This window comes from Streptomyces sp. NPDC038200 (assembly GCF_055600785.1).
In genome coordinates, this window is record NZ_JBVJYH010000005.1 from 45498 (window position 1) to 63900 (window position 18403).

17 protein-coding genes and 1 pseudogene are annotated in these 18403 nt (G+C 74.3%); 10 read left to right on the forward strand and 8 right to left on the reverse strand.

Going from position 1 to position 18403, the window contains the following annotated elements; translation table 11 throughout:
* The first annotated feature begins 2 nt into the window (after positions 1 to 2).
* The 4 genes from ACZ7KF_RS12400 (at position 3) to ACZ7KF_RS12415 (ending at position 3214) form a co-directional block, all read left to right on the forward strand.
* Positions 3 to 833 (forward strand): putative hydro-lyase, encoded by an 831-nt coding sequence (locus ACZ7KF_RS12400; RefSeq protein ID WP_471073387.1) that lies wholly within the window; start codon positions 3 to 5, stop codon positions 831 to 833.
* A gap of 47 nt (positions 834 to 880) precedes the next feature.
* Positions 881 to 1639, forward strand: coding sequence for a LamB/YcsF family protein (locus ACZ7KF_RS12405; RefSeq protein ID WP_471072361.1), 759 nt, complete (start codon positions 881 to 883; stop codon positions 1637 to 1639).
* Positions 1636 to 2253, forward strand: coding sequence for a 5-oxoprolinase subunit B family protein (locus ACZ7KF_RS12410; protein WP_471072364.1), 618 nt, complete (start codon positions 1636 to 1638; stop codon positions 2251 to 2253). Before ACZ7KF_RS12405 ends, ACZ7KF_RS12410 begins: the two co-directional genes overlap by 4 nt.
* Positions 2254 to 2344: 91 nt before the next feature.
* The gene (locus ACZ7KF_RS12415) at positions 2345 to 3214 is read left to right on the forward strand and encodes a 5-oxoprolinase subunit C family protein (protein WP_471072367.1); all 870 of its coding nucleotides are present in this window, start codon (positions 2345 to 2347) and stop codon (positions 3212 to 3214) included.
* A 158-nt stretch (positions 3215 to 3372) separates the two neighbouring features.
* On the opposite strand, the pseudogene ACZ7KF_RS12420 reads toward ACZ7KF_RS12415, so the two are convergent.
* The 5 genes and pseudogenes from ACZ7KF_RS12420 to ACZ7KF_RS12440 form a co-directional block, all read right to left on the reverse strand.
* Positions 3373 to 4197 (reverse strand): annotated as a pseudogene (locus tag ACZ7KF_RS12420) (SGNH/GDSL hydrolase family protein); the annotation flags it as partial.
* Positions 4194 to 5369, reverse strand: coding sequence for a glycosyltransferase (locus tag ACZ7KF_RS12425; protein WP_471072370.1), 1176 nt, complete (start codon positions 5367 to 5369; stop codon positions 4194 to 4196). The pseudogene ACZ7KF_RS12420 and the gene ACZ7KF_RS12425, both read right to left, overlap by 4 nt.
* A complete protein-coding gene (locus ACZ7KF_RS12430) occupies positions 5366 to 6532 on the reverse strand; it encodes a glycosyltransferase family 4 protein (protein WP_471072373.1) in 1167 nt (388 codons plus the stop codon). Before ACZ7KF_RS12430 ends, ACZ7KF_RS12425 begins: the two co-directional genes overlap by 4 nt.
* Positions 6533 to 6718: 186 nt before the next feature.
* The gene (locus ACZ7KF_RS12435) at positions 6719 to 8137 is read right to left on the reverse strand and encodes a HEAT repeat domain-containing protein (protein ID WP_471072376.1); all 1419 of its coding nucleotides are present in this window, start codon (positions 8135 to 8137) and stop codon (positions 6719 to 6721) included.
* Positions 8138 to 8437: 300 nt separating this feature from the next.
* Positions 8438 to 8830, reverse strand: a complete 393-nt coding sequence (locus ACZ7KF_RS12440) for an ankyrin repeat domain-containing protein (protein ID WP_471072379.1) — start codon at positions 8828 to 8830, stop codon at positions 8438 to 8440.
* Positions 8831 to 9154: 324 nt separating this feature from the next.
* On the opposite strand from ACZ7KF_RS12440, the gene ACZ7KF_RS12445 reads away from it, so the two are divergent.
* Entirely contained in the window at positions 9155 to 9349 is a 195-nt protein-coding gene (locus ACZ7KF_RS12445) for a hypothetical protein (protein WP_471072382.1), read from the forward strand.
* Between the two features lie 44 nt (positions 9350 to 9393).
* Positions 9394 to 11046: a hypothetical protein gene (locus ACZ7KF_RS12450; RefSeq protein WP_471072384.1), complete on the forward strand. Its 1653-nt coding sequence runs from the start codon at positions 9394 to 9396 to the stop codon at positions 11044 to 11046.
* Positions 11047 to 11107: 61 nt separating this feature from the next.
* On the opposite strand, the gene ACZ7KF_RS12455 is transcribed toward ACZ7KF_RS12450, so the two are convergent.
* Positions 11108 to 12616 carry an SCO1417 family PLP biosynthesis transcription factor gene (locus ACZ7KF_RS12455; protein WP_471072387.1) on the reverse strand — a complete coding sequence of 503 codons (1509 nt, stop codon included), beginning with the start codon at positions 12614 to 12616 and terminating at the stop codon, positions 11108 to 11110.
* Positions 12617 to 12680: 64 nt separating this feature from the next.
* On the opposite strand from ACZ7KF_RS12455, the gene yczE reads away from it, so the two are divergent.
* From yczE to ACZ7KF_RS12475, 4 genes are all read left to right on the forward strand, one after another.
* Positions 12681 to 13391: a membrane protein YczE gene (gene yczE, locus ACZ7KF_RS12460; protein ID WP_471072390.1), complete on the forward strand. Its 711-nt coding sequence runs from the start codon at positions 12681 to 12683 to the stop codon at positions 13389 to 13391.
* A complete protein-coding gene (locus tag ACZ7KF_RS12465) occupies positions 13388 to 14164 on the forward strand; it encodes a glycerophosphodiester phosphodiesterase (protein ID WP_471072393.1) in 777 nt (258 codons plus the stop codon). Before yczE ends, ACZ7KF_RS12465 begins: the two co-directional genes overlap by 4 nt.
* Positions 14165 to 14219: 55 nt before the next feature.
* The gene (locus ACZ7KF_RS12470) at positions 14220 to 15566 is read left to right on the forward strand and encodes an MFS transporter (protein WP_471072396.1); all 1347 of its coding nucleotides are present in this window, start codon (positions 14220 to 14222) and stop codon (positions 15564 to 15566) included.
* A gap of 278 nt (positions 15567 to 15844) precedes the next feature.
* Positions 15845 to 16219, forward strand: a complete 375-nt coding sequence (locus ACZ7KF_RS12475; RefSeq protein WP_009187548.1) for an RNA polymerase-binding protein RbpA — start codon at positions 15845 to 15847, stop codon at positions 16217 to 16219.
* Positions 16220 to 16347: 128 nt separating this feature from the next.
* Here the strand turns inward: ACZ7KF_RS12475 and fxsA are convergent, their stop codons facing one another.
* Both fxsA and ACZ7KF_RS12485 read right to left on the reverse strand, forming a co-directional pair.
* Entirely contained in the window at positions 16348 to 16899 is a 552-nt protein-coding gene (gene fxsA, locus ACZ7KF_RS12480) for an FxsA family membrane protein (RefSeq protein ID WP_471072399.1), read from the reverse strand.
* 70 nt (positions 16900 to 16969) lie between these two features.
* A complete protein-coding gene (locus ACZ7KF_RS12485; RefSeq protein WP_471072401.1) occupies positions 16970 to 17764 on the reverse strand; it encodes a polyprenol monophosphomannose synthase in 795 nt (264 codons plus the stop codon).
* Positions 17765 to 18403 lie beyond the last annotated feature (639 nt).

The window sequence follows — 18403 nt, forward strand, 5'->3', positions numbered from 1 at the left end:
GGGTGGACCGTACCGAGGACCGTCCCGTCACCACGGTCGACGCCCACGCGCACGCGTGGAGCCCCCAAGCCGCGCGGGAGCGCTTCCGCGCGGGCCTGACCGGCCCCACCGCCGGCGTGGCGGCGGGCCACACGCAGGCCAACCTGATCGCGGTGCCCGCCGACTGGGCCTACGACATGCTGCTGTTCTGCCAGCGCAATCCCAAGCCGTGTCCCGTGCTCGACGTCACGGACGCCGGCTCCCCGGCGACCGTCCTCGCCGAGGGCGCCGACCTGCGCACGGATCTGCCGCGCTACCGGGTGTGGCAGGACGGCGAGCTGGTCGACGAACCCACGGACGTGCGCGCGTACTGGCGCGAGGACCTGGTGTCGTTCCTGCTCGGGTGCAGTTTCACCTTCGAGTGGGCGCTGGCCCGCGCGGGCGTGCCCATCCGGCACGTCGAACAGGGCCGGAACGTGCCGATGTACGTGACCGGCCGGGCCTGCCGGGAGGCGGGGCGGCTGCGCGGACCGATGGTGGTGTCCATGCGGCCCGTGCCGCCGGAGCACCTGGCGGCCGCGATCCGGGAGAGCAGCCTGCTGCCGGCCGTGCACGGCGGTCCGGTCCACTGCGGCGATCCGTCGGCCCTGGGCATCGAGGACCTCGGCCGGCCGGACTTCGGCGAGCCGGTGACCGCCGCCGACGGGGACATCCCGGTGTTCTGGGCCTGCGGGGTGACTCCGCAGGCCGCCGTGACGGCCTCCAGGCCGCCGTTCGCGATCACGCACGCGCCGGGGCAGATGTTCCTGACCGACGCCCGAGACGAGCAGTACCGGCTGGTCGGCGTCGACTGAGACCGGCCTTCCCCCGCCCCCACGAGAACCGGAGACACGAGAACACCATGACCGCGATCGATCTGAACGCCGACCTCGGCGAGGGCTTCGGCCGCTGGCGGCTGACCGACGACGAGGAGCTGCTGTCCGTCGTCAGCAGCGCCAACGTGGCCTGCGGCTTCCACGCCGGGGACGCGGCCACCATGCGCCGGGTGTGCGAACTGGCGGCCGAGCGCGGCGTGACGATCGGCGCGCAGGTCTCCTACCGGGACCTCGCCGGTTTCGGGCGGCGCGCGATGGATGTGCCGCCCGCCGAACTGGCGGCCGAAGTGGCCTACCAGATCGGCGCCCTGGAGGTGTTCGCGCGGGCGGCGGGCGCACGCGTGGCGTACGTCAAGCCGCACGGCGCGCTCTACAACCGGGTCGTGCGCGACGAGGAACAGGCCCGCGCGGTGATCGAGGGCGTCCACCTGGCCGACGCCTCGCTGCCGGTGCTGGGACTGCCCGGCTCGCGGCTGCTGGAGCTGGCCGCGGAGGCGGGGCTGCCGGCCGTCACGGAGGCGTTCGCGGACCGCGCGTACACCGACGAGGGCACGCTGGTGCCGCGCGGCCGGGAGGGCGCCGTGGTCACCGACCCGGAGGCCGTCGTGGAGCGCTCGGTGAGCCTCGCACGCTCCGGCGTGGTGGTCGCGCACTCCGGCACGCGCATCCAGGTGCGCGCCCGCTCCTTGTGCCTGCACGGGGACACGCCCGGCGCGGTCGGCCTGGCCCGCCGGGTGCGTGAGCGCCTGGTCGCGGCGGGCGTGCGGGTGGAGGCGTTCGCGTGAGGGCACTGCCCGTCGGCGACGACGCCCTCCTCGTCGAGGTGTCCTCCGGGGCGGAGGCGCAGGCCCTGCACGCGGAGCTGCTGCGCCGCCGCGCGGAGGGCACGCTCACCGTCCGCGAGATCGTCCCGGCGGCCCGTACGGTCCTGCTCGACGGGCTGGACGACCCGGCCCGCCGGGCGGCGGAACTGTCCGTCGCGCAGGTGCCGAAGGCGCCCGCACGCGCGCGCGAGCTGATCGAACTGCCCGTCCGCTACGACGGCCCGGACCTCGCGGCGGTCGCCGGGCACTGGGGGGTGACCGAGCGGGAGGCGGCCCGCATCCACGCCGGGACCGAGTTCACGGTGGCCTTCTGCGGGTTCGCCCCCGGCTTCGGCTATCTCACCGGTCTCCCGGACCGCTACGACGTCCCGCGCCGCGCCACCCCGCGCACGGCGGTCCCCGCCGGTGCGGTGGCGCTGGCCGGGCCGTACACGGGCGTGTACCCGCGCCCCTCGCCGGGCGGCTGGCAGCTGATCGGTACGACGGACGCGGTGCTCTGGGACCACGCGCGCGTGCCGGCCGCTCTGCTGGCACCGGGGACGCGCGTGCGGTTCGTCCCGGTGGAGGACGCGTGACCGGGGAGTGGCCACCCGCCCCCGCGCGCGGGAACGCCGGAGCGGCACGGGACGGCGTCGCCGGGCCGGCGGCCCGGGCCGGGGAGGGCGCATGAGCGATCGTGCGCTCGTCGTGGTGCGCGCCGGGGCACTCACCACCGTGCAGGACCGTGGGCGGCCGGGGTACGCGCATCTCGGTGTGCCGCGCTCCGGAGCGCTCGACCCGCCCGCGGCGGCCCTGGTGAACCGGCTCGTCGGCAATCCGCCGGACGCCGCCGTCCTGGAGACCACCCTCGACGGCTGTGCGCTGCGCCCTCGTGCGGCGGTGACCGTGGCGGTGGGCGGCGCGCCCTGCCCGGTGGCGGTGGACGGCCGTCCGGCCGCCTGGGGCGCCCCGGTCGTGCTGCCGGCCGGCGCGCTGCTGGAGGTGGGCGCGGCCACGGCCGGCGTCCGCAGCTATGTGGCCGTCTCCGGCGGCGTCGCCACGGAGCTGGTCCTCGGCAGCCGCGCCACCGACCTGCTGTCCGGGCTGGGCCCGGCGCCGCTCGCGGACGGCGTGGTGCTGCCGCTGGGCGCCGCCGCGGGCCCGCCCGCGCGCGTGGACGGCGCGCCGCAGCCGCGTCCCCCGGCCGAACTCGTGCTCCGGGTGACCCCGGGTCCGCGCGCCGACTGGTTCACGGCGGGGTCGGTCCGGGGCCTCACCACGCGCGCGTACCGGGTCGCCGCGGCCAGCAACCGCATCGGCCTGCGCACCGAGGGGCCCGCGCTGGAGCGGGCCCGGTCCGGTGAACTCCCCAGCGAGGGCATGGTCCTCGGCGCGGTCCAGGTGCCGCCGGACGGGCGCCCGGTGGTCTTCCTCGCGGACCATCCGACCACCGGCGGCTACCCGGTGATCGCGGTGGTCCGCTCCGCCGACCTGCCGGCCGCCGCGCAGGCGCTGCCAGGGACCCCGGTCCGGTTCGTGGCGGTGCGGCGCCGCTGAGCCTCCCCGCCCGGGACGGTCTCGCCGGCGCCGTCCGGCCGGACCGCCCGCTCATCGGTACCGGGCCGCTGCACCGGAACCGCCTCCACGGCGCCCTCCGGCAGGGCGGCGCGCGCGTCGGTGCGGGGCCGCCGGGCCTCGGCGCCGGTGGTCTCCTTCAGGGCGGCGAGGGCGGCGGAGACCTCCGCGGACGCGCGCAGGTCCAGGCGGGCGCCGGTGCCCCGGGCGCGGTGGCGCAGTTCGTCGGCGGCGAGGCGCAGCAGCTGCGGCAGCAGGTCGTCGCAGCGCCGGACGACCCAGCCGGTCCCGGCCGTGGCCAGCCACCACAGTCCGGCCGTGCGGGTCGGCGCGGGGGACTCCGGCTCCGGGGAGGGCGGTTCGCCGGTCGCCCGGCCCGCCTCGGCGAGCAGGGCGTGGCAGCGGACGGCGAGCTGCCGGTGGCCCCGCTCGCCCGGGTGCAGCCGGTCCGCGCTCCACAGGGACCGGTCGCTGATCCAGCCACCGTCCGCCGCGTGCAGGTGGACGGCGCCGTGGCGGTCGGACAGCGCGTGGACGACCGCGTTGACCGCCCGCTGCCGGCGGGCCAGCGGGCGGGCCAGGGCGCCCGGGAGCCGGAGCATCGCGCCGGGGTCGGGCAGGCAGGCGGTGAGCACGGTGGCGCCCTGGCGGGTGAAGGCCGCGTAGACCTGGTCGAGGCGGGCGGCCACGGCGTGGATGTCGAAGGTGCGGCGCAGCGTGTCGTTGACGCCGATGATCACGGACACCAGGTCGGGGCGCAGCTCCAGGGCGGCCGGCGTCTGCCGCTCCAGCACGTCCCGGGTCTGCGCCCCGCTGACCGCGAGGTTGGTGAACCGCACGTCCTCGCTGTTCTCGGCGAGCGCGGCGGCGAGCAGGGCGGCCCAGCCCCGCCATCCGCCGTCGGCCGGGTCGCCCACGCCCTCGGTCAGCGAGTCCCCGAGGGCGACGAAGCGGACGGGTCTCATGCCGCGGCCTCCGGCACGGCGGGCCGGGAGCCGGCGCGGCGCAGCACTTCCGCGTCGTGGGCCGCCAGGAAGGCCTCGACGGCCGCTCCCCAGCCGAAGCACTCCGCACGCGCGCGTGCCGCTTCCCGGCGCTCGGGCTCGCCGCGTTCCAGGAGCAGCTCCACGGCGTCCGCGAACGCCTCCCCGCTGCCGGCCGCGGTGGCCCCGGCGGAGCCGATGACCTCGGACAGCGCGGAGGAGGCGCTGGCCACCACGGGCGTGCCGCACGCCATGGCCTCCAGGGCGGCCAGGCCGAAGGTCTCGGCGGGTCCGGGCGCGAGGCACAGGTCGGCGGACGCCTGGAGCGCGCCGAGGGCGGCCCGGTCGGAGACGTGCCCCAGGAAGGTCACCGGGAGGCCGCGGTCCCGCGCGCGCTGTTCCAGCCGGGCCCGCAGCGGCCCGTCCCCGGCCACCACGAGCGCCGTGCGCCGCCCGCGGCGCAGCAGCGACTCCAGGGCGTCGAGGGCGGTGCCGGGGCGCTTCTCGACGGAGAGCCGGGAGGCCATCACCAGCAGTGCCTGGTCCGCGCGCGCGTGGCGGGCGCGCAGCCCGGGGTCGCGCAGGGCGGGGTGGCGTTCCATCAGGTCGACGCCCAGGGGGGCGCGTACGACGTTGCGCGCGCCGATGCGCGCGAACTCGCGCTCGGCGAACTCGGTGGTGCACACCACCCGCGAGTAGACGTGCGCGGTCCGGGTGTTGAGGGAGTCGGCGGCGCGCCGGGCGAGATGATCGGGCAGGCCCCAGGTGCGCAGGACGCCGTCGGCGGTCTCGTGGGAGACCATCACGGCGGGCACGCGCGCACGGCGGGCCCAGCGGCCGGTCCAGCGCAGGGTGGTCCGGTCCGAGATCTCCAGGCGGTCCGGGGCCAGCTCCTCCAGAAGGGCGGCCACGCGGCGCTTGTCGGTGAGGACGCGGTAGCCGCCGGTGCCGGGCAGCAGCGGGCCGGGCAGGGTGAGGACGCGGCCCTGCTCGGTGTCGCGGTCGGTGTGCCGCTCGCCGGGGACGATCAGGACGGGCTCGTGGCCCGCGGCCCGGAAGCCCTTGCCCAGTTCGCGCAGGGCGGTGCGCAGGCCGCCGGAGGCGGGTGCGACGAAGTTGGCGAGGCGGACGATGCGCAGGGACGGTCCGGTCATGCCGCCACCGCCGTCCTGCGGGCCGCGAGGACCTCGTCGTAGTGGGCGAGGAGCCGGTCGCCGACGGCGGCCCAGGTGCGGCCCTCGACCGTCGAGCGGGCGGTGGCGCCGTACACGGCCCGCTGCGTGGGAGCGGCGGCGAGGGCGCGGACGGCCTTCCGCACGGCGTCGGCGTCGCGCGGCGGCACGAGCAGGCCGGTGCGGCCGTGGGCGACCAGGTCGAGCGGTCCGCCGGCGGCGGGCGCGACGACCGGGACACCGCTGGCCATGGCCTCCTGGACGGTCTGGCAGAAGGTCTCGAAGGGGCCGGTGTGCACGAACAGGTCCAGTGAGGCGAAGATCCGGGCCAGCTCGTCGCCGGTGCGGCGGCCCAGGAAGACCGCTCCGGGCAGGGCCTCGCTGAGGTGCGGCCGGCTGGGGCCGTCGCCGACGACCACGAGCCGGACGCCGGGCAGCGAGCAGACCCCGGAGAGCAGTTCGACGTGCTTCTCGGGAGCGAGCCGGCCCACGTAGCCGACGATCAGTTCGCCGTTCGGGGCGAGTGCGCGGCGCAGCTCCTCGTCACGGCGCTCCGGCCGAAAACGTACGGTGTCCACGCCGCGCGGCCACAGCCGTACCCGCGGAACACCGTGCGCCTCCAGATCGGACAGGGCGGCGCTGGAGGGAGCCAGGGTGCGGTCGGCGGCGCCGTGCACGGAGCGGATGCGGCGCCAGGCGGCGGCCTCACCGGCGCCCATGTAGGTACGGGCGTAGCCGGCCAGGTCGGTCTGGTAGACGGCGACGGCGGGGACACCGAGCCGGGCGGCGGCGGCCATGCCGCGGACGCCGAGGACGAAGGGGCTGGCCAGGTGGACCACGTCGGGACGGTGCGCGACGAGGGCCGCGGCGAGGCGCCTGCTGGGCAGCGCGACGCGGACCTGGGGGTAGCCGGGGAGCGGGAGGGAGGGGATCCGGACGACCGGGCACGGGGCGTCCGTGTCCGGGCCGCTGCCGGTGGGGGTTCCGCCCTGTTCGAGCGAGGCCGAGAACAGGGGGGAGGGGGCGGGGGCGACGACGAGCGGGTGGTGACCGCGATCTACGAGGTGCCGGGCGGTCTGGAGCGCGCAGTGGGCCACGCCGTTCACATCGGGGGGAAAGGATTCGGTCACGATGACGACACGCATACGGGTGTTGTCGCCGCGCCGGACGTGCCCGCGTCAACTTCGATCTTTCCGCCCGGGGAACGTCCCATGAGCGTTGGGCTGCACACCCGAGCAGGTCAGGCGGCCGTCATGGCCGCCTGATCTGCGAGTCACCGGGTGTTCACGCGGCGGGCGGGCGTCCGCCCGGGCGGATGGCGCGCGGGGGGGTCAGCCGAGGGCCGCGTCGGGTCCGAAGCGGCTGCGTACCGCGGTCTGCACCTCGGCCTCCTCGGCCGGATCGGCGGCCAGGCGGCGCAGGCGCTCCACGACGCGGGCGTCACCGGTCTCGGCGTGCCGGGCGGCGATCTCGCGGGTGGTCTCCTCGCAGTCCCACAGGCATTCGACGGCGAAGCCGGCGGCGTAGGAGGGATCGGTGGCGGCCAGTGCGCGGGCGGCGCGACCGCGGAGGTGGGAGGAGGCCGTCTCCCGGTAGATGTGCCGCAGGACGGGAGCCGCGCAGGCGATGCCGAGGCGCCCGGCGCCGTCGACGAGGGTCCACAGGGTGGGCGCGTCCGGTCCCTCGCCGCGCACGGCTTCACGGAGGGCGCCGAGGACGAGGTCGCGGTCCCGGGTGCCGCCGCGGCAGGCGAGCACGCGGCCGGCGGCGGCGCCGAGCGCGTCGGGGCGCTGGGCCCAGCGGCGGGCGCGGTCGACGGCGGCGACGCTGCGCATCCGTTCGAAGGCGTCGACGGCGGCCTCCACCACGGGTGCCGTGCCGTCGACGACCGCGGCCTCGACCAGGTCGAGCGCGTCGGGGTCGTTGCTGTCGGCGAGGTAGCGCAGGGCGGTGCAGCGGGCTCCGTCGGTGCCGTTCCGGGCGGCCTGGAGGATCTCCGGCCGGTCCTCGGGGCCGGCCACGGCGGCCAGGCAGCGGGCGGCGGGCACATGGAGGGCGGCACCGCGCTCCATGCCCTGCTGGGCCCACTCGAAGACGGCGCGCACGCTCCAGCCGGGGCGCGGGCCGGTGGGGCGCATCTGTCGTTGCCAGCGGTCGAAGCAGCCTGCCTCCTGGGCGGCACGCACACGCGTGGCGATCGATTCGCGCGGATCCTCGGCCCACAGCCGCCAGGGCCGTGGCTCGAAGGCGTCGCGCACGGCGGCGGCCAGCTCGGCCTCGCCCTCGGGATCGGTGGCGAAGCGGGCCAGGACGGGGGCGGCGAGGGCACGCAGGCCCGCGTCGTCGTCCCGCAGGGCCAGCTCGTCCAGCGCCCATGCCCAGTTGGAGCCGTGCGCGGCGTACCTGCGCAGCAGTTCGAGGGCGTCCCGCCTGCCGTAGGAGGCGAGGTGCCCGAGGACGGCCAGGGCCAGGCCGGTGCGGGACTCGTCGGTGTCGACGATGTCCTCGGGGTCGAAGAGGTGCGCCCGGACGGCGTCCAGCTCGCCGTTCAGATCGAGGTAGAGCCGGGCGTAGTACAGGGAGCGGTTCTCCACCTGCCAGTCGTGGCGGGGGTCGCGCAGCACACAGTGGTTCAGCGCCGCGAGCGCTTCGGCGCGCGGGGCCGTGAGCGCGTGCAGCGTGCCGTCGCCACGGCCGCGCTGGAGCAGCCCGAGCAGCGTACCGCTGGGCGCTATGACCGGATCGAACATGGGAAACAGCCTCACATCAAGCGTCGACGCAACCGGGGAACACGCATTACCTGGCCACGTGACACAACGTCGGAGCGCCCGCCGTCTCTTGCTTGCTGTAGACCATCTCTCTCTGCCTCTCGTCGGTGGCCCATGCGGACCGCATCACGGTCCGCGCGGTGCGGCAACACCTGCCCAGCCATCGCGTCCGTGAATCACGACGTCATGATGACCCGCGGTGTGTGCTGCCGCGACCGTATTTCCGGCGGCCCTTTACCGCCTCCCCCGTTTTCCGTGTCGTACCTGGTCAGGACACTCGCTTCAGTGTGCGCCGAACAGTTCCAGGAGTTCCGTCTTGGCGAACATGCGGGCCGTGTCGACGGCCGACGGCGTACCCGCGGAAGGGTCGGCTCCGCCCTCCAGGAGGGCCTTGATCACGTCCGTCTCCCCCTTGAAGACGGCACCCGCGAGCGGGGTCTGACCCCGGTCGTTGACATGGTCCGCCGCCGCGCCGCGGGCGAGCAGCGCGCGCACCGCGTCGGCGTGGCCGTGATAGGCGGCGAGCATCACCAGGGAGTCGCCGCGGTCGTTGGTGAGGTTGGCCGGAACACCCGCGTCGACATACGCCACGAGCGCCTCGGTCTGCCCCTGCCGGGCCAGATCGAAGATCTTGGTCGCCAGCTCCACGACCTCGGGGTCGGGGGCTTCACTCATCGGCCGGACCGCCTCTCCTTGCACGTTCGGGGGACTGCTTCGGGAACTGAGCGAGCGTACGGCAGCGTTCGGTGCGCGGCCGTACGAGTGAATCGCCAGCGTACTGGCTCCTGCGGCACATGACCCGATGTGCCCGAGGTAAAGATCAGCGACAGGCCACGTCGGAGGCAACACGCCTGGTCAACCGGGCCGATGCCGGTTCCTCCGGGTGGAGGAAAAGTATCGTTTTTCACCCAGTTGCACCTTTAATCGTATGGATACATGCTGTGATCCTGGAAGAACTCATGGTGACTGTCCCCCACCTTCGACACCAGGAGACCCGAAATGATCCTCTCCCTCTCAGGCGTCCTGCTGCTCGGCATCATCGTCTTCCTCTTCTTCCGGAAGGACGGACTCAAGGGCTCGCACGCATGCACCTCGGCGCTGTTCGGCTTCTATCTCGCCAGCACGGGCATCGCCCCCAGCATCAAGGCCGGCGGCGAGAGCCTGGCCGGCCTCCTCGGCGGCATCAAGTTCTGACCCCGTCCGTCCGTCCCGCCCGTACGCACCACCAGGAGACAGCAGTGGCCCGGCGCCCTCTCCCCCGCATCCTGAGCAAGGACAGCGCCCAGATCGCCCGGACGCAGATCGCCCGGAGCAGGGAGCTGGCCCGGACGGCGGCCGACAGCGCCACCGACATCCTCCACCCGCTGATCACCGTGACGCGCGGACTGCGCCTGCTGGCCTCGGCCGGCCGGCGCAAGTGGGCGGACACACCCAAGGACAAGCGCGGGCCACTGCTGTTCCTGGTGGCCTCCATGGTCCTGGTCGTGGCCCTTGTGCCGTACGGGCCGCTGCTCGCCGTCATCGCGGTGATGGCGGCAGCGGCCTGGCAGGGCCGCGACCGCACCCCGTCGGCGCCCGAAGGGCCCGACGAGTCCCAGACCGAACGGCTCCAGACCCTGTACGAGGCCCTGGTGCCGTACTTCTCCAGCTCCGAGGACCCGGCGCCGCTGTACGCGCACGGCGGGGAGTGGGAGAAGGCCTTCACGGCGCACGAGTTCGACGACGCCGGGCGCGTCGGGCACCTCGTGCTCCGCTACCCCGCGTACTTCCCGGACGGCGAACCGGAGACCCGCGCGCGGATCGAGCAGCTGCTCGCCGCGAAGGCGGGGCGCGGCCGTGAGTACCACTTCGCTTGGGAGGAGGCGGGCAACCAGCTCACCGTCACCGTCCTCCCCCCGCTGCCCGCCGACGTCCCCGCCCAGCGCTTCGTCACCGCGCCGGGCGAGACCGTCCTCGGCTTCACCGACCCGAGCGAGGTCCAGCGCACGCTCCCCCTCTCCTACGGCGAGGAACGGATCGACGTCCCACCGGTCGTCTGGCGCACCGGCATCCGCTCCACCGAGCCGCACCTGCTGGCCGTGGGCCACCCGGGCGGCGGCACGTCCACCCTGCTGCGCTCCATCGCCCTGCAGGCGCTGCAGTACGGCGATGTACTGATCGTGGACGGCGGCGGCACCGGCGAGTACGCCTGCCTGACCGGCCGGGACGGCGTCCTGGCCGTGGAGTGCGCCCTGCCCGGGGCGCTGGCCAGCATGGAGTGGACCGCGCAGGAGACCGAGCGCCGGCTCATCGCGGTCAACCTGGCCCGGCAGGCCGGCGACCCGCCGCCCGAGGACACCCGGCGCCCGCTGTGGATCCTGCTGGACCGGCCCGGCGTCTTCACGCACCTCGCGACGGCGGACGGCCGCAGGGACCCCCAGTCGCTGCTCCAGGTGCCGTTGCGGCACGGCCGCGCGGCGAACGTCACCGTGGTGCTGGCCGAGCACTTCGACAGCATGGAGACGCTGAGCGACGCGGTACGGCAGCACACGCGCGCGCGTGTGGTCCTCGGAACCGCGGCGCCGCAGCAGGTGGCGGCGGTGCTGGGGGTGCCGCCGCACACGACACCGCCGGCGCACGTGCCGCCCGGTCGGGGGTACGCCCGGCTGGGGTCCGGTCCGGTGCACCGGCTCCAGGTGCCGCGTACGCCTGATCCCTACGACGACGCCACGAGTGACGCCGACCGGCAGGCGGTGCTGGAGCTGCTGCCGGCCAGGAGCACGCCCGCGGACGCCGCCCGGCCGGCGGACCCGGAACAGCCCGCGGAACCGGCGCCCTCGGCGGATCTGACGAAGCCGGCGGTGGAGAGGGCACCGGTGGCCGTGGAGGCCGTGGCCGCCGAGAGTTCCTAGCCACGGCGACCGCGCACCCCTTCCGGAACGGCAGCCGGGACGCCCCGGCCCCGCCGCCCCCCTACGCCACGAACGTCCGCGGAGACTCCCCCGCCCCCGTCGCGCCCGACTCCACCAGCCGGGCCGCGGCGGCGAGGCGGGTCGCCGCCTCCTCCGCCACCGCTCCCCCGACGGTGAACGGAAGGCGCACGTAGCCCTCGAACGCGCCGTCGACGCCGAAGCGGGGGCCGGACGGGACGCGGACGCCGACACGCTCGCCCGCCTCCGCGAGACGGGAGCCGGAGAGGCCACCGGCGCGCACCCAGAGGGTCAGGCCGCCCTGCGGAACCTCGAACTCCCAGTCGGGCAGCTCCCGGCGGAGGGCCGTGACCAGCGCGTCGCGGTTCTCCCGGGCCTGCGCGCGGCGCAGCTCCACCGCCTGCTCCCAGCCACCCGTGCTGAAGAGCCAGTTCACGGCCAGCTGCTCCAGCACCGGCGTGCCCAGGTCGGCGTACGCCCGCGCCGCGACCAGGCTGCGGATGACGTCCGGCGCCGCGCGCACCCAGCCGATGCGCATCCCCGCCCAGAACGCCTTGCTGGCCGAGCCGACCGTGATCACCGTGGAGCCGGCCGGGTCGAACCCGCACACCGGGCGAGGCATGCCGCCGTCCCGGACGTCCTCGTCGAGCCAGAGTTCGGACATCGTCTCGTCGGCGACGAGGACCGTGCCGGCCGAGCGGGCCGCGTCCACCAGGCGGCGCCGCTGGTCCTCGCCGGCGAGCGCCCCGGTGGGGTTGTGGAAGTCGGCGACCACATAGGCGATGCGCGGCGCGGCCTCACGCAGGACCTGGCGCCAGCGGTCCATGTCCCAGCCGGACAGGCCCTCGGCCATCGCGACCGGGACCAGCCGGGCGCCCGCCTCGCGCATCAGCTGGAGGATGTTGGCGTAGGACGGCGACTCCACGGCGATCCGCTCGCCGCGGCCCGCGAAGAGATGGCAGATCGCGTCGATGGCGCCCATCGCCCCGGTGGTCACCATGATCTGTTCCGGCATGGTGTTGATCCCGCGCGCGGTGTAGCGCTCGGCGATCATCGAGCGCAGGGCGGGGAGGCCCGCCGGATAGTCACCGTGGGTGTGGGCGTACGGCGGCAGTTCCTCCAGGGCGCCCTGCACGGCCCGGGTGAGCCAGGGCTCGGGCGCCGGGAGGGAGGCACAGCCCAGGTCGATCACCGAGCCGAGGGCCTCCGGGGGCAGCGGTTCCAGACCGCGGGCCGGGATCGGGTTGCCGGCCGGTACGGCGGTCCAGCTGCCCGCGCCGCGCCGTGACTCCAGGAAGCCCTCGCCGCGCAGCGCCTCGTAGGCCGCCGCGACCGTGGTGCGGCTGACGGACAGGGCCAGGGCCAGTTCGCGTTCCGCGGGCAGGCGCGCGGCCACCGGGACGCGTCCCTCGAGCACCAGCAGGCGGATGCCGTCGGCGAGGGAGCGATAGGCGGGGGGACGGCGGGTGCCGGGGCCGGCCGGGCGGTCCTGCTGGGAGTTGAGGAGCCGGGCGAGCTGCGCGGCCCCCACTGCCGAGGTCCACTGCGCCATGAAGATCAGTCCACCTTCCCCGAATTGGCCATGGATGGGGATTCTTCCCAAGCCACAGAGTGTCATGTGTCAGGCCACCGCCACCACTCAGGGGGGTATTCACGTGTCCGCTGCCAGCGCGTCCGTTCCCGATCGCCGTCTCGGACGACGGCTGGTCCAGCTGTACGCCGGTCTCACGCTCTACGGCGCGAGTTCCGCGCTGCTCGTGGCGGCGGGCCTCGGACTGGAGCCGTGGAACGTGCTCCACCAGGGGCTCGCGGAGCTGACCGGGCTCAGCATCGGGGTGGTGTCGATCGTCGTGGGCGCGGCGGTGCTGCTGTTGTGGATCCCGCTGCGCCAGCGGCCGGGACTCGGCACGGTCTCCAACGTCTTCGTGGTCGGCCTCGCCATGGACGGCACGCTCGCGCTCCTGCCGGACGTGCGTTCCCTCGCGGTGCGCGTCCCGCTGCTGCTCGCGGGGATCGTGCTGAACGGCGCGGCCACCGGCCTGTACATCGCGGCACGCCTCGGTCCCGGGCCGCGCGACGGCCTGATGACGGGGCTGCACCGGCGCACCGGCCGGTCGATCCGGCTGATGCGGACGGTGATCGAGGTCGCGGTGGTGGCCACCGGGTTCACGCTGGGCGGCACCATCGGCGTGGGCACCGTGCTGTACGCCGTGTCCATCGGCCCGCTGGCCCAGCTGTTCCTGCGGATGTTCGCCGTGCCGTCGGCATCGGCGGGCAGCACGGTCGTTGCCGGCGCGACGCCCGAGCGGGTCATACTGCGTCCGTGACCCTCACGACACCGCCCCTGCGCCACCCGTACCTGGATCACCCGGGGCCGATCGCCTTCGCCCACCGGGGAGGGGCCGCCGACGGCCTGGAGAACACCGTGGCCCAGTTCCGGCGCGCGGTGGAGCTGGGCTACCGATACATCGAGACGGACGTGCACGCCACGGCGGACGGCCGGCTGGTCGCCTTCCACGACGCGACCCTGGACCGGGTCACCGACGGCGCGGGCCGGATCGGCGACCTGCCGTGGGCGGACATACAGCACGCGCGCGTGGGCGGCCGGGAGCCGGTGCCGCTGTTCGAGGAGCTGCTGGAGACCTTCCCCGAGGTGCGCTGGAACGTCGACATCAAGGCGGAGCCGGCGCTGCGGCCCCTGCTGGACCTGATCGAGCGCACGAACGCCTGGGACCGGGTCTGCGCGGGCTCCTTCTCCGAGGCGCGCGTCCTGCGGGCCCAGCGACTGGCCGGGCCGCGGCTGGCCACCTCGTTCGGCACGCGCGGGGTGCTGAACCTGCGGCTGCGCTCCTGGGGGCTGCCGGCCGCGGTGCGCCGGTCGGCCGTGGCCGCGCAGGTGCCCGAGGCCCAGTCGGGCGTGCCCGTGGTCGACCACCGCTTCGTCCGCGCCGCCCACGCGCGCGGGCTGCAGGTGCACGTGTGGACCGTCAACGAACCCGCGCGGATGCACCGGCTCCTGGACCTGGGGGTTGATGGCATCATGACCGATCACATCGACACGTTGCGCAAGGTCATGGAGGACCGCGGCGTCTGGGTCTGACCGCCCGACCGCCCCGGCCGAGCCTTCGCAGAACAGCGGGGAAGCGAGGGCACGGGTGGGTACCGACACCCTGCGGACGGAGCCGGCGGACGAATCCGTCGGGCTCCGGCGCGAGCAGCGCGGATGGTACGTCTACGACTGGGCCTGCTCGGTCTATTCGACGAGCGTCCTCACCGTGTTCCTGGGCCCGTACCTCACCTCGGTCGCCGAGCGGGCCGCGGACGGCGACGGCTATGTGCACCCCCTGGGCATACCGGTCCGCGCGGGCTCGTTCTTCGCCTACTCGGTGTCCCTGTCGGTGATCGCGGCGGTCGTCGTGATGCCGCTCGTGGGCAGCGCGGCCGACCGCACCGGCCGCAAGAAGCCCCTGCTCGCCGCGGCGGCGTACACCGGCGCGGCGGCGACCACGGGGATGTTCTTCCTGGACGGCGACCGGTATCTGCTCGGCGGGGCGCTGCTGGTCGTGGCCAACGCGGCGCAGTCCGTCGGGATGATGGTCTACAACTCCTATCTGCCGCAGATCGCCCCGCCGGAACAGCGCGACGCGGTCTCCTCCCGCGGCTGGGCCTTCGGCTACGCGGCGGGCTCCCTGGTTCTCGTCGCCGATCTGGTCCTGTACTCGGCGCACGACTCCTTCGGCCTCTCCGAGACCGCCGCCGTCCGCATCTGCCTGGCCTCGGCCGGCCTGTGGTGGGGCGCCTTCACCCTCGTCCCGCTGCGCAGGCTGCGCGACCGCCACGCGCGCGTGGAGAACGCCACCGCGCCGGGGCTGCGGCAGCTCGCGGCGACGGTCAGGGACATGCGCCGGCATCCGCTGACGCTGGCGTTCCTGCTGGCGTACCTCGTCTACAACGACGGCATCCAGACAGTGATCTCCCAGGCGTCGGTGTACGGCTCGGAGGAACTGGGGCTCGGGCAGTCGACGCTCATCGTGGCCGTGCTGCTGGTGCAGGTGCTGGCCGTGGCGGGCGCGCTCGCGATGGGCCGGCTGGCGCGGACGTACGGGGCGCAGCGGACGATCCTCGGCTCGCTGGTGGCGTGGACGCTCACCCTGGCGGCGGGGTACTTCCTGCCCGCCGGGGCACCGGTGTGGTTCTTCGTGCTGGCCGCCGGCATCGGCCTGGTCCTCGGCGGCAGCCAGGCGCTGTCCCGGTCGCTGTTCTCCCATCTGGTGCCGCCGGGCAAGGAGGCCGAGTACTTCTCCGCGTACGAGATGAGCGATCGCGGGATGAGCTGGCTGGGGCCGCTGCTGTTCGGCGTGACCTACCAGCTGACCGGGAGCTACCGGTCCGCGATCGTCTCGCTGGTGGCCTTCTTCGTCATCGGCTTCATCCTGCTCGCGCGGGTACCCGTGCGGCGGGCGATCGGCGAAGCGGGCAATCCCGTTCCGGAAAAGATCTAGCACCGATTTAGCACTCGGCGCGAAAGGGCGGTAGTGTACGCGTTTGGCCTGCCAGGCGTACCGTTACTGCGCGTCAAAGATGCCGAAACGCTGGGTGACATCTGCTAGCAGATGTGACAAACCGGGCGCCTGTGGGTAGAACAAGGGGCGGCTACGACGGCGACGCATGACCCGGAACGGGACCCGGAACGGGAATCTTTACCGCCGACCGGACGTTGACCGGATGACGACGACAGCGACACCTGTCCTGTGGGCGACAAGCCCGGGAGGCACGATTCATGAGTGAGCGAGCTCTTCGCGGTACGCGCCTCGTAGTGACCAGCTACGAGACGGACCGCGGTATCGACCTGGCCCCGCGCCAGGCCGTGGAGTACGCATGTGAGAAGGGGCACCGCTTCGAGATGCCCTTCTCGGTCGAGGCGGAGATTCCGCCGGAGTGGGAGTGCAAGGTCTGCGGGGCCCCGGCACTCCTCGTGGACGGCGACGGCCCTGAAGAGAAGAAGGCCAAGCCCGCGCGTACCCATTGGGACATGTTGATGGAGCGGCGTACCCGCGAGGAACTCGAAGAGGTCCTCGAGGAGCGTCTGGCGGTTCTGCGTTCGGGGGCGATGAACATCGCGGTCCACCCCCGGGACAGCCGCAAGAGCGCGTAACGCGCGAACGACAGCACACAACCGCGGGCGCCGTACGTGAAGACGTACGGCGCCCGCGGTTGTGTGCTGTCCGGAAAAGCCCCGGTGCCGACCGACGGCCGGAGGGCGCCGGAGCGCTGTGCCCGGCGTCAGCCGGTGAGCGGAGGACGCCGGCCGCCCGGCTCGGGGCGGTCCTCGCGGACGACCTCGCCCTGCACCACCTTGCCGTCGGGCCGGTGCATACGGGCCTGCTGGAACGCGTCTCCCAGGCTGCCCGGAGCGGCCTTCCTCAGGCTCTTCTCCAGGGCGTTCTCCGTGAAGCGGCTCACCGCCTTCTGGACCGGCGGGAGCAGCAGGAGCAGGCCCGCCGCGTCCGAGACCAGGCCGGGGATCATCAGCAGCAGCCCGCCGAGCATCATCAGGCCGTTGCCGCCGCCGCGCGCCGGGGACCCGCCCTGCTGGAGCGCCTCGTTCAGGCTCTGGAAGGCGCGGCGGCCCGCCCGCTTGATGACGACGGAGCCGACCACGAGGCCCGCCACGAGCAGCAGGAACACCGTCAGGCCGCCGGCCGCGCCCGCCACCAGGGTCAGCAGCCAGATCTCCAGCGCCAGCCATGCGGCGATGCCCAGCGGCAGATACCTGCGCAGCCGGGAGCGCCGGCGGCGGGCGGTGTTCGGGGAGGTCGGAGCGCCAGTCGTCATGCTCCCAGTGTGCCTGGGCCCGGCTCAGCGCAGGATAAGGGAGTGATCGGCCGGACCGCGGGCCGGTGTGCTAGGCGTGCTTGTCCTTGCCGGTGAGCTTGCCGAAGCGGTCCCCGACGCCCCAGGCGGTGACCCGCCACAGCGCCTCGACCACGATGTCCCGGCTCATCTTGGAGTCGCCCAGCTCGCGCTCCACGAAGGTGATGGGGACCTCGACGACGTGGTAGCCGGCCTTGACGGCGCGGCGGGCCAGGTCGACCTGGAAGCAGTAGCCCTGCGAGGCGACCTCGCCGAGGCCGAGGCCCTCCAGCGTCTCGCGGCGGAAGGCCCGGAAGCCGCCGGTCACGTCCCGGATCGGCACGTCGAGCATGAGCCGCGAGTAGGTGGAGCCGCCGCGCGAGAGGAACTCACGGGACCGGGGCCAGTTCACCACCCGGCCGCCGGGCACCCAGCGGGAGCCGAGGACGAGGTCGGCGCCCTTGAGGGCGGTGAGCAGCCGGGGCAGCTCCTCGGGCTGGTGGGAGCCGTCGGCGTCCATCTCGATCAGCACGCCGTAGTCCCGCTCCAGGCCCCAGCGGAACCCCGCGAGGTAGGCGGCGCCGAGGCCCTCCTTGCCCTTGCGGTGCAGCACCTGGACGTGATCGTCCCCGGCGGCCAGCTCGTCGGCGAGCTTGCCGGTGCCGTCGGGGCTGTTGTCGTCCGCGATCAGTACGTGCGCCTCGGGGACGGCCGTGCGCACCCGGCCGACGATGGACTTGATGTTCTCCGCCTCGTTGTAGGTCGGGATGATCACCAAGGCCGTGCCGAGCGGACCGAACTGCCTCCCCTGGGCCTTGGCCGCGAGGGTCCCGTCGCCGTCGTTCACTGCTGCCCCTTCATGTCGTACGCAGGGGTCCACCATAGTGGCCGCGGCCTGCGATGACGTGACAGCGCGTACGTATGGTGGTGTCGATTCCCCGAGAGCGGGGTATGACAGGCTTTTTCGGCGTCTTGCGGCGCCTTCCCCTCGCCCGGCACCTTCGTACCACGACCGAGCCGCATTGTCGTACCCGCGGCGGATGGGGGCCCGGCGCCCTTCGGGCCGACCTGGGGCCCGCTGGCTGCGGGTCGACCGAAAGCCGTTGTCTACTGAGCGCCCGGGCCCCACCCGGGTCACACCTGGCCGACCAGCTGGAACGCTCCCGCGTCGGCGCGGGCGCTGAGCCTGGCTCCCAGTGGCGGTGCCCCGGTGCGGCACACCGTCCCTGACCCAGCGGCGCTGCGACGAGTCGTCCGAACGTACCCCGGTCGGGCGTCCGGTGGTGGACTCGGACGAACCTACCGGCCTCCGGCAGCCGACTGTCAACAGCCTCCTGGCCTGGGCGGACCTTCCCGGTGTCCCGGCGGGTGGGGAGGATGCGCAGGTGGGGCGGCGGGGGGGGGATGAAAGAGATTGGAAGGGGGCGCGCCGGAAATCCAGCCACGTCCGCTGTCATAAAAGAGGGTGGCGTCCCCACGCAAACGA